This is a genomic window from Embleya sp. NPDC005575, from assembly GCF_040605455.1.
Classification (GTDB): Bacteria; Actinomycetota; Actinomycetes; order Streptomycetales; family Streptomycetaceae; genus Embleya.
This window is the reverse complement of record NZ_JBEXCV010000083.1, coordinates 23,608-39,080: the sequence shown is the minus strand read 5'-3', so window position 1 is coordinate 39,080 and position 15,473 is coordinate 23,608. Positions and strand designations below refer to the sequence as shown.

Below are 15,473 nucleotides of genomic sequence, written 5' to 3'. Positions count from 1 at the left end.
GGGCCCTCGGTGAACCGAGGGCCCCATCGCCGTTTCGCAAGGTGCGCCGCCAGGGACTCGAACCCCGGACCCGCTGATTAAGAGTCAGCTGCTCTAACCAACTGAGCTAGCGGCGCTTGCGTTGCGTGGGAAACATTAGCAGGGGTCGGCGGTGATCGAAAATCGACACCCTTGGACATGCTCGGATGGCGGCCGGGGGCGCGCAGGGAGCGTATCGAGGGCGCGCAAGGTCCCTCATAGGACTTCTTCGAGGACACGGGGAGGACGCCCTTTTCCAGACATCCGCAAAGAGGTCCCGCGGCCCCTCTCACGGCGGGTACCGTCGGCATCACAGCCTGCACAGCACACCGCACGTCGTAACCGGGAGGGCCGATGGCCATGCGGCAGGGGGCCGGTCCTTCGTCCGGGAATGTCCGGCTCAAGGCCCTACGGCACTCGCATGGCTGGGTTTCCCAGCAACAATTGGCCGATGCCTTCGAGAAGAAGGCACTCGAATGCGGGCTTCGTCTCGGCGTCAGTGTGCGGCAGGTACGGCGCTGGGAAAGCGCGGATCCACCCTGGCCGACCCCGGATTATCAGCAGGTTCTGCAGGCTTTGTTCGATCGGCCGTTGACCGACCTCGGGTTCACCCCGCCCTGGCAGGCCGAGTTGGCCGAGTACGGCGAGGGTTTCACCGATGCGCACCCCGCCGCCGAGCAACCGCCCGCTCCACCGGGGTTCCCCGCGCCCGCCAGGGAAACCGGGCGGGCGCCCGATCGCGTGGAGCAGCAGGGCTACGGCGAGGCCCGGGTCCGCCGGCAGCCGCCGCCCGCCGGGGGGCCGGTCGGCGGTCCGGTCGGCGGAGCGATGGTCGTGCCCACCCACCCCGCACCCGCGGCCGGCCGCCAGGTGCCGCCGGCGCGCTCCGGCCCGGTACCCCCACCGGGCCCCTTGCCACCCCCGCGACCCGCCGCCCCACCCGGTCCGGTGCCGCCGCCCGGACCCGCGATCGCGCCCCCCCGGAACTCCCTCGAGACCGGCCCCACCGTGGTCGGCGGCCGGCGTCTGGAAGGCGACGGCCCCCCCGGCCTGCCGGTGCGCCCGCCGCTGCGTGCCATCGGCGCGCCGGCCGCCGAGCCGCCGGCCGCCACGCTGGAGATCGCCACCCCCGCGGTGCTGCGCCAACTGCTCCGGGACACCCCCGACCCGGGCCCACTCGCGGTGCCGATGCACTCGCGGGCCGGCCAGTTGACCGTGGTCGGCGCGGACCAGTACGCGATGCTCACCCGCACCTACCGACAGATGTACTGGGTCGCCCCCGCCGCCATCGCCTACCCGTCGGTGATCGCCCACGTGCGCCTGGGCACCCAACTGCTCAACGCCCCCGGTCCCGCCCGGGCTCGCAGGATCCTGGGCGCGTCGCTCGCCGAGACCGCGATGCTGGCCGGCCGGATGGCCTTCTTCGACCTCGCCCGCCCGCACGACGCGCAGGACCATTACCTGGTCGCCTACCGCGCCGCCAAGGAGGCCGGCGACTCCCTGCTCGCCGCCGCCGTGCTCGCCCACACCGCGTTCATCCCCGCCTTCGACGCGGCGCCTTCCGCCGCGGAGGACATCCTCACCTTCGCCCGCAAGACGGCTACGCGCGGTGCGCCGATGGTGATGCTCGCGTGGTTCGACGCGGTGCAGTCCGAATTCGAGTCGCTGCGCGGCACCCCCGAGCGCGGGCTGCACCTGCTCGACCGGGCCGAGGACCTGCTGTGCCACCCGGACAACACGCCCACGCCGCCATGGCTGGACTTCTTCGACGCCTCGCGGTTGTGGGGCTTTCGCGGCAAGGCCGAACTCACCGCGCGCCGGATGGACCAGGCGCAGGGCTCGCTCAACGACGCACTGCAGAACCTGCCGCCCAACGGTGACAAACAGCGCGCGGTGATGTACGCCGACCTGGCCGAAGCGGCCTTCCAGGCCGGCCAGGTGGACGAGGCGTGCGGCCGGCTGTTCCAGGCCGTCGACATGTTGCGGGTGCACTGGTATTCGATGGCGATGGATCGGGTCCGGGGCACCCGCAGGCAGTTGGAGCCCTACAAGAGTTCGGTCGCGGTCCGCCAACTCGACGAGGTGCTGGAGTCGTTCAGCGAACTCGCGCCCACCGACGAGACCGGGTTCGTCGCGCTGCCCGGAGCAGACGAGCCGAGCTGAATTCCCCGTGTCGGTGACATGGTCCACACTGACCCGGGACCGGACGGTTCGACGACGAAAGCCGTACACGAGACATGCGCACGACGGGTACCACCGGCGCGATCGCCGGCAGGCTGGAGCAGTTGCGCGGCACACTGCCCACCCGCAATCACAACGCCCGCACGGTCGCGGCCCTCGCGGCCAACCCCGGCTGCGCCCGCCGGGGCGTGCTGGACGCGGCCGGCATCGAGAAGACCGTGCTCGCCGACCGGCTCGGCTTCCCGGCCCGTTACGGCGGGCGCTCGCCCTTCGCGATCGGGCGCGGCAACGTGTTCGAGGCCCGGGTCAAGGCGGACGGCGGCACCGAGTTGCGCCGACTGCTGGCCGAGACGCTGGGGGCCAACCCGGACGCCGGCGCGCTGGTCGACGTGGACCACGAGAGCACCGGCAGGCCGAGCCGCGAGGAACGGGTGGCCCGCACCCGCGACGCACTGGCCCGGGCCGCCCGCGGCGAACCGGACGCGTGCGCGATCCTGGACCACCCGCTGCTGCCGCTGGACGTGGCCGGCCGGCGCGCCTACCTGGAGCCGGACGCGATGGCCTGCCGGGTGGCCGGCCGACTGTACGTGGTGGAGATCAAGTCCTTCGCGATCATCGACGGGTCCGCCGACCCGGGCAAGCTCGCCTCGGCCACCCGCCAGGCCGCGGTCTACGTGCACGCGCTGCGCCGACTGGCCGCCGAACTGGGCCTGGACCCGGACGTGGTGGCCACCGACATCGTGCTGGTGTGCGCACAGGACTTCTCCAACCGTCCGGTCGCCGTCGTGCTCGACGTGCGACGCGAATTGGCCACCACCCGGCGTCGGTTGGAGCGCCTGTCCGGAGTGGAGGAACTGCTCGACGAACTGCCGGACACGCTGACCTTCGACGTCGACGGCGAACTGGTCGGCGCGGCAGTTGCGCGGGTGCCCGCCGCGTATGTTCCGGACTGTCTGTCCGCGTGCGAACTCGCGCTGTTCTGCCGGGACGAGGCCCGGGGTTGTGGTCCGGGCGGCGGCAGCGTGGGCACGCTGGGCACCTCGGTGCGCGGTGCGCTGGGCGGAATCGAGGACATCGCCGACGCGCTGGCCCTCGCCGACGGCACGCGCGCCGCTCGGCCCGGCGAGGAGGACGTGGCCAAGCTGCTCCGCCGGGCCCAGGCGCTGCGGTCCGAGGTGCTGGGGTCCGAGGTACTGGGGGCCGAGGCGTCGAGGTCCGAGGTGTCGGGGGCCACGGTGGCGGGTTCCGCGGCCTTGCCGTCCGCGGTACCGCGCGCCGAGGTGCCGGGCGGTGTCGGGTGAGCGCGATCGCTGCGCTCGGCCGGCTGCGCGCCGCCGCGACCGGGGCGGCCCAACCGGCCGCGACCGTGCGCCACCGGCATCTGTCCGCCCGGCCGCTGGTGCTGGTGCCCTATGTGCTCGCGGGCGAGGCGTTCGCGCCGTTGGCCGTGCTGGTCGGCACCGATCGGGACCGGCCGCACCTGCTCGCGGTGCCGCAACCCCGAGACCGCGACCGGCGGTTCGCGCACGCGGCCGAATTGGGCCGGCTGCTGCTGCCCTACCTGGGCGCGTTCGCGGCCGAGACGGAGACGATCGAGCGGCGCGGCGACGAGCCGTACGAGCGCAGCGTGGACGCGCCGCAGGTGCTGGTGCCCACGGCCGGCGGTGTCGAGTATTTGCGCCTGCTCGGCCGGTCCACCCGATTCCGGCGCACCGACGGCGAGTTCGCGGTGGCCGCGGAGGTGCCGCTGCTCGGCCGGTGGAGTACGTGGCTCGCGGACCGGGCCGGTGTGCCCGGATCGAGTGTGGTGTTGGCGATGACCGACCTGCTCACCCAGGTGTGGGTGACCGGACAGAGCGCGCTGGAGGACGGCGACCTGGCCGCGCTGCTCGCCTGGATCGATCCGCCGGTCGGGCAGCGCGGGGATCAGGCGGCCCGCGCGGTCGAGGGCGGCCCGACCGCGGGCCCCGCGACCGATCCGGCGTTCGACGAGCGCCTGGTGCCGCTGATCGCCGCATTCGACGAGGCGGTGGCCGCGGAGCGGGCCGAGGCCGCGGTGGACGCCGACGCCCGCACCGACCTCGGTCCGCGCGGTCGGGACGCGGAGCAGACGATCCGCGAAGCGCTGGCCGCCGAGTTGATGCCGACCTGGGATCGTGTGTGGCGCGGCGTGGAACTGCTCGGCGCGTTGCCCGCGGGCGCGTCGGTGGCCGGGCGGTGGGAGGCCGATCGGGCCTCGTACAGCTTCTTCGCCGCCGATCTGGCCGACCCCGAGTCGCGTCCGCAACCGCGGGTGCCCGGTGCGGTCTCGGCCGCCGCGCAACTGGCCACCAGGGAACGGGCACAGGCTCGGCTGGATGCCGAACAGGTGCGTGACGACCCGCTGTTGATGGCCGCCGTCCGGCTGGCGGGCGAGGCGTTCCGCGGCGAGCTGAGCGCGGTGGACGCCGAGCGCATGGTCGCCGAACCCGGGAAGAAGACCGCCCGCCCGCGCCCGATGTTGACCTTCGCCACCGACGACGAACCGTTGTTCGGGCCGGGCACCGACCTGGCGTGCGTCGAACGCCCGGACGCGAAGGCGCGGGTCCTGGAGACCGAGCCCGGCCGGGTCGTGCTGGAACTGCGCGGCGGGATGGGCGGCGGCAAGGCACCCAAGCCGGGCAGCGTGCCCGAAGTGGGCGAAGTCCTGTGCTGGACCTCGCTGATCGCCGAATTCCGGCGCGGCCCGGACTGGCCCGCCGTCGAGGACACCCCCTGGACCCACGGCGGCCCGCCGCCGGAGCCGGAATCCGAGGTCGCTTCGAACACGGACGACGACGCGTTGGAGGAGTGGTCGTGACGGCCGTGCACACCGGTCACCCCGCGGGCGACCCGGCCGCGCTCGCCGCCGCCGCGACCGACGCCGTGCTCGCCGATCTCGGCTCCGGGTCGCATCGCGGAGTCGTGGTCGACTCGCCGCCCGGCGCGGGCAAGTCGACGCTGGTGGTGCGCGCGGCGGGGGAGTTGGCCTGGGGCGGCGAGCGGCTGATGATCGTCGCGCAGACCAACAACCAGGTCGACGACCTGCTGGTCCGGCTGGTCGAGGACCACCCGGGACTGACCGTTGGCCGGTTGTCCGCCACCGGGTATCGGCTGCCGCCCGCGCTGGTGGGCACCTCGGTGCTGAACGCGGAGAAGGCCGAGGCGCTGGACGCGTGCACGGTGGTGGTGGCCACCGCCGCCAAGTGGGCGCTCGTGCAGGACCGGCGCTGGCCGTGGGCGATCGTCGACGAGGCGTACCAGATGCGTTCGGACGCGCTGCTGCTGGTGGCCCGGCTGTTCGACCGGGCGCTGTTCGTGGGCGACCCCGGCCAACTCGACCCGTTCGCCACCGTGGACACCTCGCGTTGGCACAGCCTGAGCTACGACCCCTCGCAGAGCGCGGTGGTCGTGCTGCGCCGGCACAACCCGGACCTGCCGGTGCATCGACTCCCGGTGTCCTGGCGGTTGCCCGCGAGCGCGGCGCCGCTGGTATCCGAGGCGTTCTACCCGTTCACCCCGTTTCGTTCCGGGACCGGTCCGGGCGAACGGCTGCTGCACTTCGGCGCGGCGCGCGAACACGATGCGTACGACGCGGCCGTGGACGTCGCGGCGAAGTCCGGCTGGGGCCTGCTGGAGTTGCCCGCGCGGTTCACCGCGGCGGCCGACGAGGAGGCGGTGCACGCGGTCGCCACGCTGGCCGCGCGGCTGCTCGCGCGGGGCGGAACCGCGATCGGCGAGCGCACACCGGACGGGGTGCCGCTGGACGCGTCCCGGATCGCGATCGGGGTCAGCCACCGCGAGCAGCGGGCCCGGGTCGAGTCGGCGCTGCGCGACCTGGGCGCGGCGGAGATCGTGGTGGACACCGCGAACCGGCTCCAGGGTCGCGAATTCGACGTGACCGTGGTGCTGCATCCGCTCTCCGGTCGGCGCGACGCGACCGAGTTCCATCTGGAGACCGGCCGGCTGTGCGTGCTGGCCTCACGGCATCGACACGCATGTCTCGTGGTCGCCCGGGCCGGCATCCCCGACCTGCTCGACGCGCATCCCACCGCCGACCCGGTCCATCTCGGGGTGCCGGTCAGCTTCCCGGACGGCTGGGAGGCGAATCAGGCGGTGCTGGCCGAACTCGCCCGGCACCGGGTCGCACTGTCCGGGTAAGCACACGCGAACGCCGGCCGGGACCGGCCCGACCGGCGTTCGCGGCCCGCTGCCGCCGGCTACTCGCCGCGCTCCAACAGCAGCTTGCGCCCGTGCTCGATCATCTTCGCCGTGTACTCCTCGCCCCACCCCGCCCGCTCCGCGACCTGCGCCGTCGTCAGGTGGTCGAAGCGGTTCGGATCCGCCATCCGCGCCGCGGCCATCGCCTGGTAGTCCACCGCCCGGTCGGCCGCCGCGCGAAACGCCTCGGCCAGGTCCGTCGAGCGGGCCAGCACCTCCTGGGGATCGGTCAGATCGTCCAGGTCGAAGAAGCGTTCGTCGGGCGGCTCGGGTACCGCGGGCTCGAACAACAGCGGCGCGGGCCGCATACGGGGCTTGCGCGACTCGGACGGCATGCGCGGATTCCTTCCGACAGTGCAGACGTGCTGACGACGAATACGGACAGGGGGAGCGGCGGGATCGGCCGAAACCGGCCCGCAAGATCCCGCGCCCTTGCCATTGTCGCCAACCGGCCGCCATCCGAAAGACCCTTGCCCGAAAGAGGGACGACAGCCCGGGACCCGCACCGATAAACCCCGAATCGGCGGCGTGGACTCGGCTGTGCGGGCGGTTTCGGCGGCCGATAAACCTCGCGGCGCCGGTCCGGACAAGCGGATGCGCCCCCTCGCGCAGTGGCGAGGGGGCGCATCTCGTCTTACCGGTACCGGCCGGGTCGAGCAGGTATTGGGGGAGCCGCTCGTGATGTCAGGTCCCCGACCGGTACGTCCTGTGGGGCGATCTCAGATCGCCTGCTGGTGGCGCTCGGCGAGCGCGCGGGCGGCCTCGGCGATCGCCGCGCGCACGTGCCGCAGCGTCGTCAGGCGGTTGTCGGGCGTCGGCGGCACGAGCCACACCAGCGGCCCGTCGTTCTGCTCCGGCGGCGGCGGGAAGGTGATCCACGCACCCCGCCCGTGGTGGCGCGGGCCGAGCCGGCGGTCGCGCGGCCGCATCGGCATCACGGTGGTCGGCGGTACGAGGAATCCGATCCGGCGGTAGCGGCGGTCGAAGATGACCGGACCGACCGGCACGCGGTGTGCGTGCAGCGTGGCCAGGGCCTCGCGGCCGAGCCGGTCCTCCACCTCGATCACGTCGAACGTCTCGCCGGCTGCGACCAGGCGAGGAGCGTACGGGTTCCGAAGCGCGTCCTGCGGCAGCGCTGCCAGCGTCGTTCGGTTCACGTCGGCGTCCATCGGGGAGGCGGTCCTCTCGTTTCGTCGTGGAAACGGAATCGTCCTCGGGGGCCGGGGGGTCCTCGAAGCGTCCTCTTCGTCCTGCACGAGCCCGAAGCGTCCGACTACGGGACGTCCGCTTCTGCCCTAGATGCAACCAGGCCGGCACACCGTGTGACGAGGCCCGCGGTGGGACTCCTGCAGGACGCGCTGAGGACTCTTGCCGCCCTAACGGGCTAGAGGCATGACGCCGCAGGTGGGACGGGGTCACGATCGAGATCCAGCACGGAGCGATCGGGCCCGGTGTGTCGCGTGATCGGGTCCACGCAGTCATGTCCGTCACCACGACGCGTATGGGAGGACGCGGTGCAACGACGTACCTTTCTGGCCGGCGCCGCCGTCGCCGGCCTCACCGCCAGGAGTTCCGCCGCATACGCCTCCTCGGGGCCGGCAGCCACTCTTCCCGATCCCGCCGCCTACATCGCCACCACCGCCCGTCTGCGAACCCGCTACTGGATCGAGGAACCCGGGCGACTGCTTCCGGTGGTGGCCGAACACGCCCGCAACGGTGCCCGGCTGCTGGCCGAGGGGCCGGAGGGGACGCACCATTCCGCGATCGCGGAGACCGCGCTGCTCGCGTCGAGGATCGCCTTCTTCGACCTGAGCCTGCGCGGGCCGCACGTGCGGCGCTGGCAGGACCTCGCGCTGGACGCGGCGAACCGGGGCCGGGACGGCTCGCTGGCCGCCGCCGTGCTCGGGCACATGGCGTTCGCGCCGGCTTGGACCGGGCGGGGCGGGGAGGCCCGGGACACCCTGGCCGCGGCGCGCGAGCGCACCACGAGCGGCGATGCCGGGCCGACGCTGCGGGCGTGGCTGGACGCGATCGCGGCCGAGGCGGAGGTCCGGCTCGGCACGCCGGACGCGGCCTTCCCGCTGCTGGATCGTGCCGCCGATACGTACGCGCCGCCGGAGACGCCCGGCTCGTGGACGGCGGACGGGCCGCCGGCCTGGCTGGACTGGTTCTCCGCGGCCCGTCTGGAGGGCTTTCGGGGCGCGGCGGAGGTGGCCGCCGGGCGCTCGGCCGAGGCCCGGGCCAGCCTGGAGCGCACACTGGCCGGGTTGCCCGCGGACAGTCACAAGCAGCGGGCGATGACGCTGGCCGAACTGGCCGCGACGGCGGTCGGGGCCCGCGAGCCGCAGGATGCCTGTCGGCTGTTGGAGGAGGCGCTCGACCTGGTCGGGGTGCAGGGGTATGCGACGGCGGTGGATCGGGTGCGCACGGTGCGGGCGTCGCTGGCGCCTTGGGCGCGGGAGTCGTTCGTGTGGGAGATCGACGATCGGTTGCGCGGGGTGGCGCCATAGCGCGCGGGGCGACGTGCCGAGTCTTTGGCCGAGGTGGCCTCATGTGCCGGCCGGGCTGCTTGGCCTCAGACGCCGGCCGGGCTGGGTGGCCTCAAGCGCCGGCCGGGCTACTTGGCCTCAAGCGCCGGCCGGGCTGGGTGGCCTCAAGCGCCGGCCGGGCTGCTTGGCCTCAGACGCCGGCCGGGCTGATTGTGCCGGGGGCTGGGTCGGTTCGGTTTGGTTGCCGGTTCGGTTTTTACGGCTCCGTGATGCCGTTGATGCGGGCCACGGCGGCGGGGAGTTCGCCCAGGGACTCCAAGCGCAGGTCGGTGACCGCTACGAGTTCGGGGTCGTCGGCGACCAGGTAGCCCCAGGGGCCGCGGCGCACGTGGGCGGTGCGTAGGCCGGCGAGGTGGGCCGGGTGGACGTCGTTGTCGAGGCGGTCGCCGACGTACAGGATCTCCTCAGCCGGGCACGGGCACTCGGCCACGAGCCGCTCGAAGAAGGCCGGCTCGGGCTTGCTGATGCCCCAGTCGTCGGAGGTCGCCAGCAGGTCCACGCCCAGGTCCAGACCGCGCAGGATGACGCCCGCGTCCACGGTCTGGTTGCCGACCACGCCCAGCCACAGGCGCTGGTCGCGCAGGGCTTTCAGGCACGGTCGGGTGTCGGTGTAGAGGTCTTCCTCGCCGAACCACTCGGGAAAGCCCGCCGCGGTGCGCGCGGCTCGCTCCACGGTCAGGTCGAAGCCGGGCCGAAAGCGCTGGAACACCTCGCGATAGTCGAGGCCCTGCGCGATCACCGCCCCGAAGGTGGCCGCGAACGTGTGTCGGGGCACCCCGAGCCAGTCGGCCCACGTGCCGTACTCCCGCGATTCGTCGACCAGGGTCTCGCCCACGTCGAACACCACGGCGCTGATCCGCATTACCGCTCCCCGCTGTCGTCGCCTGCCGGCCCCGCCTCCGGTTCGCCGTGCCTCCGTCCACCATGCGAGGTCTGGGTCTGTCAGGCCGAGCCCGACCGGGTTCGTCCGCCGTTGTGGCGACTTGTCCGATCGGCATGTGCCCGATGACGGAATCCTTGCCGTTGTCGGGCGCGGGACCACCCAGAAGGTACCGCTTGCCTGCCAGGCAAGCGTCGTTCGGAAGTCACATCCGGCTGATCTTGATCTAAATCGTTCAGTGGTTGCGATTCTCCGCAATCAAGCGGCGTTTATTTGCTCGACATCGATCGGTTTCCCGGGCTCTTCCGACTCGGTCCGGCGCATCGCCACCCCGTCGCGTACCCGATCCACGCCGTGCAGCACCCATGGCGACGCGAGCGCGCCCAGCCCCATTACCGCGAGTCCCGCGACCACGTCCGCGAGGTAGTGGTTCGCGGTGCCCAGCACCACCACGACGACGAAGAGCGGATAGAGCACACCCAGGACGCGCAGCGCCGGACCGCGACCGTGCCGCCACAACTGCCATCCGCACCAGGCGGCCCAACCCACGTGCAGGGACGGCATCGCCGCGTACTCGTTGGTCATGTGCTCCATGCCGCGCGGCGCGCTGGCGCCCTCGCCCCACCAGCCCCAGGACGCGAAGTGCGCCATCGTGTCGGTGAAGCCGTCGATCATCCGCGGCGGCGCGGTCGGGAAGAGCATGAAGCCCGCCAGCGACACGACCGTCGCGATCGCCAGCGTGGTGCGCGCACCCCGGTAGCGCTCGGGGCGCCGACGCCACAGCCAGAACAGCACCAGCGGGGTCACCACGTAGTGCAGCGTCGCGTACGCGTAGTCGCAGAGCACGCCGATGAGCACGTGGTTGGTGACGACCTCGTTGAGCACCCGCTCGGGATCGAGGTGGGTGAGCGACTCGACGTGCAGTATTCGCTCGGCGTTGCGCATCGCCGCGTCCACGTCGCCGCGGACCACGAGTCGGCTGAGCGAGTACGCCTCGTACAGCACTGCGATCAGCAGCAATTCGGTCCACCAGCGCGGACGCCGGCGGACCGTGGTGGGGGTTGAGGGCATCGGTCCAGTCTGCAACACCTGCCGACCGCACTCGGCACCGCGTCGGGCCGATCCGGCCGGGCACTCGCCGTCGTGCCCGAGCGGACCGGTCTTCGCGACCATTGATGACACGTGTCACACATGATAGAACGTGTTTCACTTTTGTGGCGGGCAGCCGCCGACAGCAGGGCGGGGACCGGGCGTCGGCAGGGGCGCCCGGCAGCGCCGGTCGCATCTTGCGACGTGGATACCGGAGGTTGTCGTGGCCGACCCCGACGAGGTCACCCGTCCGCAGACGAGCACGCGGGACCTGGCGACGGTGCACGACCAACTGCTCGCGTGGCTGACCGGCCGGCTGCCCGAGGGCGCGGCTCCCGAGATCTCCGAGCTCAAGGCCCCCTCCGGCAACGGGATGTCCAGCGAGACGTTGCTGTTCGACGCGACCTGGACCGTGGACGGCGAACGCCGTACCGAGCGCTGCGTGGTGCGGATGCGCCCCTCGATGGACGCCAAGCCGGTCTTCCCGACCTACGACCTGGACAAGCAGTACGCGGTGCTGACCCTGGTCGGCGAGCGTTGTTCGATCCCGGTGCCCGCGCTGCTGTGGAACGAGCCGGACGAGGGTCCGCTCGGTGCCCCCTTCTTCGTGATGCGCCGGGTCGAGGGCGCCGCGCCGCCGGACGTGATGCCGTACACGATCGACGGCTGGATGCTCGCCGCCACGCCCGAGCAGCGCCGTCGGCTCCAGGAGGAGTCGGTCGCCGTCGTCGCCGCGATCCACGAAATCGACGCGAGCCCCGAGGAACTGGCCTTCCTTCAGCACGAGGGCGCCGGGGAGACCGCGCTGCGCCGGCATCTGGACGACCTGCGCGCGTTCTACGAGTGGGGCATCGAGGGGCAGCGCGTCCCGCTCCTGGATCGCGCGTTCGCGTGGCTGGAGGACAACTTCCCGGCCGAGGTCGGCCCGGACGTGATCAGCTGGGGCGACGCACGGATCGGCAACATCCTGTATGTGGACTTCGAGCCGACCGCGGTACTGGACTGGGAGATGGCCGCCGTCGGCCCGCGCGAGCTGGACATCGCCTGGATGATCTTCATCCACGCGTTCTTCCAGGACATCGCCACCCGCTACGGCCTGCCGGGCCTGCCCGACCTCATGCGCACCGAGGACGTGTGCGCGCACTACGAGAAGCTCACCGGCTACACGCCGCGCGACATGCGGTACTTCGAGATGTACGCGGCGGTACGCCACGGCGTGGTGATGGCCCGCATCGCGCACCGCCAGTGGCACTTCGGCGAGCGCGAGCAGCCGGCCGACCTGGACGAGACGGTGCTGCACCGCGGACTGATCGAGGCGATGATCGCCGGCACGTACTGGGAGCGCGCCGACGGGAACTGACGCCCTGTCACCGCAACCCGCGCGCCCGCCGCGCGACGGGTGCGCCCCCCGAGCCCGGTGGGTGCGCACCCGGACAAGATCCCGAGGGGTTAGGCTGGGCTCTTCACCATCATCCGAAGCGGGCGCCATGACCCGTGCGGGTGATCGTGTGTGACGGGCGACATCACGCGGACACGGTCCGTGTTGTTGTCGGTAGCATGAATCACCGGGGGCGACTCCGGGGGTAGCTGCCGGAGGTGCCGCATGACGATCGGGGGACTCGACCCGCCGGCCGGTGCGGGTGTGCCCAAGGGTGCACCGCGGGCCGAGGGTGACGTTCCGAGCCGGAGCATGTCCGACCGCGTCGGACGACTGTCCCGTCGGCCTGTCCAACAACCCATTCAGCGATTGGGCCTGGCCGCGGTCACCTTCCTCACCGGAAGTCGCCGACGCACGCCGGACGCGGTCGAACCGCTGCTCCAGGTGCATCGCGTGCACCACCCGAAGGCCGATGTGACGGCCATTCAGGAGGCCTACGCCGTCGCGGAGTTGTCCCATCGCGGGCAAATGCGCAAGAGCGGCGAGCCGTACATCACGCACCCGCTCGCGGTGGCCACGATCCTGGCCGAGCTGGGCGCGGACTCCACGACGCTGGTCGCGGCGCTGCTGCACGACACCGTCGAGGACACCGATCTGACCCTGGAAGAGGTCCGCGCGGCGTTCGGCGACGACGTCACCCACCTGGTGGACGGCGTGACCAAGCTGGAGCGGGTCGACCTGGGCGACCGGGCCGAGGCCGAGACGATGCGCAAGATCATCGTGGCCACCGGCCGGGACCTGCGGGTGACGGTGATCAAGCTGGCCGACCGGCTGCACAACATGCGCACGATCCGATATCGCCGCCGGGCCAGCCAGATCCGCACCGCCGAGGCCACGCAGGAGGTGTTCATCCCGCTCGCCGAACGACTCGGCATCCACGTGCTCAAGTCGGAGCTGGAGGACATCGTCTTCGCCACGCTCCGGCCCGAGGAGCACGCCGCGACCGCGCGCACCGTCGGCGCCAGCCAGGCGGCCACCGACGAGGCCGTGTCCAGGCTGTGCACGACCGTCAAACGCGCGCTGCGCGACGCCGGGATCGAAGCGGAGGTATCGCCGCGCGCGCGGCACCACGTATCCGTGCGCCGGGTGCAAAAGCGGCGCGGGCGCGAGGAACTGAGCCCGTTCGACCTCTCCCGACTGATGATCGTGGTGGACGCGGACACCGACTGTTACGGCGCGCTCGGCGTACTGCACACCTGCTGGTCGCCGATCGCGGGCGAGTTCAAGGACTACATCGCAACCCCCAAGTTCAACCTGTACCAGTCGCTGCACACCGCGATCACGCTGCCCGAGGGCGACAAGGTCGAGGTGCTCATCCGCACCCGACGCATGCATCGCCTGGCCGAGTTCGGCGTGGTCGCGCACACCGGCAAACCGGACACCGGGCCGGACGCCCCCGAGCAGCTCGCGTGGCTGCACCGGCTGCTCGCGTGGCAGGGCGGCATCCCGGACGCGCACGTCTTCTGGAGCTCGCTGACCGCCGACCTGTCGGCGGACCGCGAGCTCCTGGTCTTCACCGCCGGTGGTCGCCCGCTCACCCTGCCCGCCGGGTCCACGTGTGTGGACGCGGCCTACGCGATGGACGAGCAGACCGGCCACCGATGTATCGGCGCGCAGATCAACGGCCGCCTGGTGGCCCTGAGTTCGGTGTTGGCGGATGGCGAGACGGTATCCATCATCACCGCCCCGCCCGGCGCCGCGGCGCCGTCCAAGGAATGGCTCTCCTTCGTCCGCAGCCCCCTGGCCCGGGTCGCGATCGAGGCATGGTTGGCCAAGTACCCGCACGGCATAGAGGGCCGAATCGACCCCTTGCTCGCCCCGCTGGGCAACCTGGCCGCCGCCGGCGAGGCCGCCCACGGCGCACCCGCGACCGTCCCGGCCCCGGCCGAACCCCCCGGGGACGCCGCCCAGGCCCCGGCACGGACCCGGCGCCCGCCGTCCGACCCCGGCGAGGCCGTGGTCAGCGTGCCGGGCTCACCCGGAGCTCCGGTCCGACTGGCCCGCTGCTGCACCCCGGTCCCGCCGGACGAACTCGCCGGCTTCGTGATCCGCGGCGGCACCGTCGCGGTCCATCGGGCCGACTGCACGAACGTGCAACAGATGCGCCGAGCGGGCCGCGACGTGGTCGCCGCGTCGTGGCTGCCGCACCAGGCCGACCAGGGCTACCGGGTCACCGTGCAGATCGAGGCCCTGGACCGCCCCCGACTGCTCGCCGATGTGACCGCCGCGATCGACGCGGAAGGCGCCGACATCACCTCGGCCTCGATCGCGCCGCCGCAGCAGATGCGGGTACGCCAGACCTACACGATCCGCCTGGCCGACCTCGCGACCCTGCCGAAGCTGCTGCGGGCGCTGCGCCGAGTGCAGGGCGTCTACGACGTCTACCGGGCCCGTCCGCGCGTGCATCCGAGGGTGGCGGACAATTAGGTCGAGGCGGGCGCCTCTCGGTTACTGCTGTGTTTGCCGGTGCTGTTCGGGCTTTTCGGGCTGTTCCTGCTCGGCGGGTTCGGAGGCGTCGCCGCGCAGGACGTCGTTGAATCGGGCCAAGTGGTCGGCGAGGGCGCCCAGTTCCTCCTTGGGCCAGGAGGCGAACCGTTCCGCCATCACGGCGAGGCTGCGTTGCCGGGCGTCGGCCAGCCGCAGGTGGCCGGCGTCGGTGAGGGTGATCAGGTGCGACCGGCGGTTGGTCGGATCGGTGGTCCGGGTGATCAGCCGGGCCTCTTCGAGCGCGGTCAACTGTCGGCTGATCGTGGTCTTGTCCAGGCTGAGTCGGCAGGCGAGTTCCTTGCCGGTGGAGGTGCCGCGCTCCTCCAGGTGGGCAAGCAGGTGGTATTCCGCCTGGGTGATCCCCGCCGCGTGCAACGGGGGACCCATCAGCAGCCGAATCAACCGGGTGGCCGCCCCGACCTCACGGACCACTCGCCGCTCAACGCTGTCCGACATCGCCTTGCTCCTCAACACCATGCACCTGAATGTGCGCCAAGAGTGCCCGAAACAGTTGCAAAACACAACAAGCTGTAAGGGCCATCCGAGTTCCATCCCCTGAAGCGCCGAAGGCCACGCCGAACCCACCTCGGCC

At 72.2% G+C, this 15,473-nt stretch carries 12 protein-coding genes and 1 tRNA gene; 7 read left to right on the top strand and 6 right to left on the bottom strand.

All coding sequences use genetic code 11. The annotated features are described in order from the left end of the window. Positions 1-42 precede the first annotated feature (42 nt). Positions 43-116 (bottom strand) — tRNA-Lys (locus ABZS54_RS25490). Between the two features lie 493 nt (positions 117-609). Between ABZS54_RS25490 and ABZS54_RS25485 the strand changes: the two genes are divergently transcribed. The 4 genes from ABZS54_RS25485 to ABZS54_RS25470 all read left to right on the top strand — a co-directional run bounded on the left by ABZS54_RS25485 (position 610) and on the right by ABZS54_RS25470 (position 6,378). Further along, positions 610-2,181 (top strand): hypothetical protein, encoded by a 1,572-nt coding sequence (locus ABZS54_RS25485; protein ID WP_355540443.1) that lies wholly within the window; start codon positions 610-612, stop codon positions 2,179-2,181. 74 nt (positions 2,182-2,255) lie between these two features. Further along, complete coding sequence (locus ABZS54_RS25480; protein ID WP_355540440.1) at positions 2,256-3,500, top strand: hypothetical protein; 1,245 nt, start codon at positions 2,256-2,258, stop codon at positions 3,498-3,500. Next, positions 3,497-5,038 (top strand): hypothetical protein, encoded by a 1,542-nt coding sequence (locus ABZS54_RS25475; protein ID WP_355540437.1) that lies wholly within the window; start codon positions 3,497-3,499, stop codon positions 5,036-5,038. Before ABZS54_RS25480 ends, ABZS54_RS25475 begins: the two co-directional genes overlap by 4 nt. Beyond that, positions 5,029-6,378 (top strand): AAA family ATPase, encoded by a 1,350-nt coding sequence (locus ABZS54_RS25470; protein WP_355540435.1) that lies wholly within the window; start codon positions 5,029-5,031, stop codon positions 6,376-6,378. The genes ABZS54_RS25475 and ABZS54_RS25470 overlap by 10 nt, the downstream gene beginning before the upstream one ends. A 59-nt stretch (positions 6,379-6,437) precedes the next feature. Here ABZS54_RS25470 and ABZS54_RS25465 read toward each other — a convergent pair whose 3' ends face one another. Continuing rightward, positions 6,438-6,773 carry a hypothetical protein gene (locus tag ABZS54_RS25465; RefSeq protein WP_355540432.1) on the bottom strand — a complete coding sequence of 112 codons (336 nt, stop codon included), beginning with the start codon at positions 6,771-6,773 and terminating at the stop codon, positions 6,438-6,440. 384 nt (positions 6,774-7,157) lie between these two features. Next, positions 7,158-7,595, bottom strand: a complete 438-nt coding sequence (locus ABZS54_RS25460; protein ID WP_355540430.1) for a hypothetical protein — start codon at positions 7,593-7,595, stop codon at positions 7,158-7,160. A gap of 357 nt (positions 7,596-7,952) precedes the next feature. Between ABZS54_RS25460 and ABZS54_RS25455 the strand changes: the two genes are divergently transcribed. Next, positions 7,953-8,948 (top strand): transcriptional regulator, encoded by a 996-nt coding sequence (locus ABZS54_RS25455; protein ID WP_355540427.1) that lies wholly within the window; start codon positions 7,953-7,955, stop codon positions 8,946-8,948. A gap of 235 nt (positions 8,949-9,183) precedes the next feature. On the opposite strand, the gene ABZS54_RS25450 is transcribed toward ABZS54_RS25455, so the two are convergent. Both ABZS54_RS25450 and ABZS54_RS25445 read right to left on the bottom strand, forming a co-directional pair. Then, positions 9,184-9,849 (bottom strand): HAD family hydrolase, encoded by a 666-nt coding sequence (locus ABZS54_RS25450; protein WP_355540424.1) that lies wholly within the window; start codon positions 9,847-9,849, stop codon positions 9,184-9,186. Positions 9,850-10,125: 276 nt separating this feature from the next. Next, positions 10,126-10,938, bottom strand: coding sequence for a phosphatase PAP2 family protein (locus tag ABZS54_RS25445; RefSeq protein ID WP_355540421.1), 813 nt, complete (start codon positions 10,936-10,938; stop codon positions 10,126-10,128). 241 nt (positions 10,939-11,179) lie between these two features. Between ABZS54_RS25445 and ABZS54_RS25440 the strand changes: the two genes are divergently transcribed. Next, a complete protein-coding gene (locus ABZS54_RS25440) occupies positions 11,180-12,316 on the top strand; it encodes a phosphotransferase family protein (protein WP_355540418.1) in 1,137 nt (378 codons plus the stop codon). Positions 12,317-12,559: 243 nt separating this feature from the next. Next, positions 12,560-14,821 carry an HD domain-containing protein gene (locus ABZS54_RS25435; protein ID WP_355540415.1) on the top strand — a complete coding sequence of 754 codons (2,262 nt, stop codon included), beginning with the start codon at positions 12,560-12,562 and terminating at the stop codon, positions 14,819-14,821. Positions 14,822-14,842: 21 nt separating this feature from the next. Here ABZS54_RS25435 and ABZS54_RS25430 read toward each other — a convergent pair whose 3' ends face one another. After that, positions 14,843-15,337, bottom strand: a complete 495-nt coding sequence (locus ABZS54_RS25430; protein WP_355540412.1) for a MarR family transcriptional regulator — start codon at positions 15,335-15,337, stop codon at positions 14,843-14,845. Between the last annotated feature and the right edge of the window lie 136 nt (positions 15,338-15,473).

Coding starts and splice junctions, on each gene's coding strand:
- ABZS54_RS25480 (WP_355540440.1), top strand. CDS start 2,256: ATGCGCACGACGGGTACCACCGGCGCGATCGCCGGCAGGCTGGAGCAG.
- ABZS54_RS25465 (WP_355540432.1), bottom strand. CDS start 6,773: ATGCCGTCCGAGTCGCGCAAGCCCCGTATGCGGCCCGCGCCGCTGTTG.
- ABZS54_RS25450 (WP_355540424.1), bottom strand. CDS start 9,849: ATGCGGATCAGCGCCGTGGTGTTCGACGTGGGCGAGACCCTGGTCGAC.
- ABZS54_RS25445 (WP_355540421.1), bottom strand. CDS start 10,938: ATGCCCTCAACCCCCACCACGGTCCGCCGGCGTCCGCGCTGGTGGACC.
- ABZS54_RS25435 (WP_355540415.1), top strand. CDS start 12,560: ATGACGATCGGGGGACTCGACCCGCCGGCCGGTGCGGGTGTGCCCAAG.
- ABZS54_RS25430 (WP_355540412.1), bottom strand. CDS start 15,337: ATGTCGGACAGCGTTGAGCGGCGAGTGGTCCGTGAGGTCGGGGCGGCC.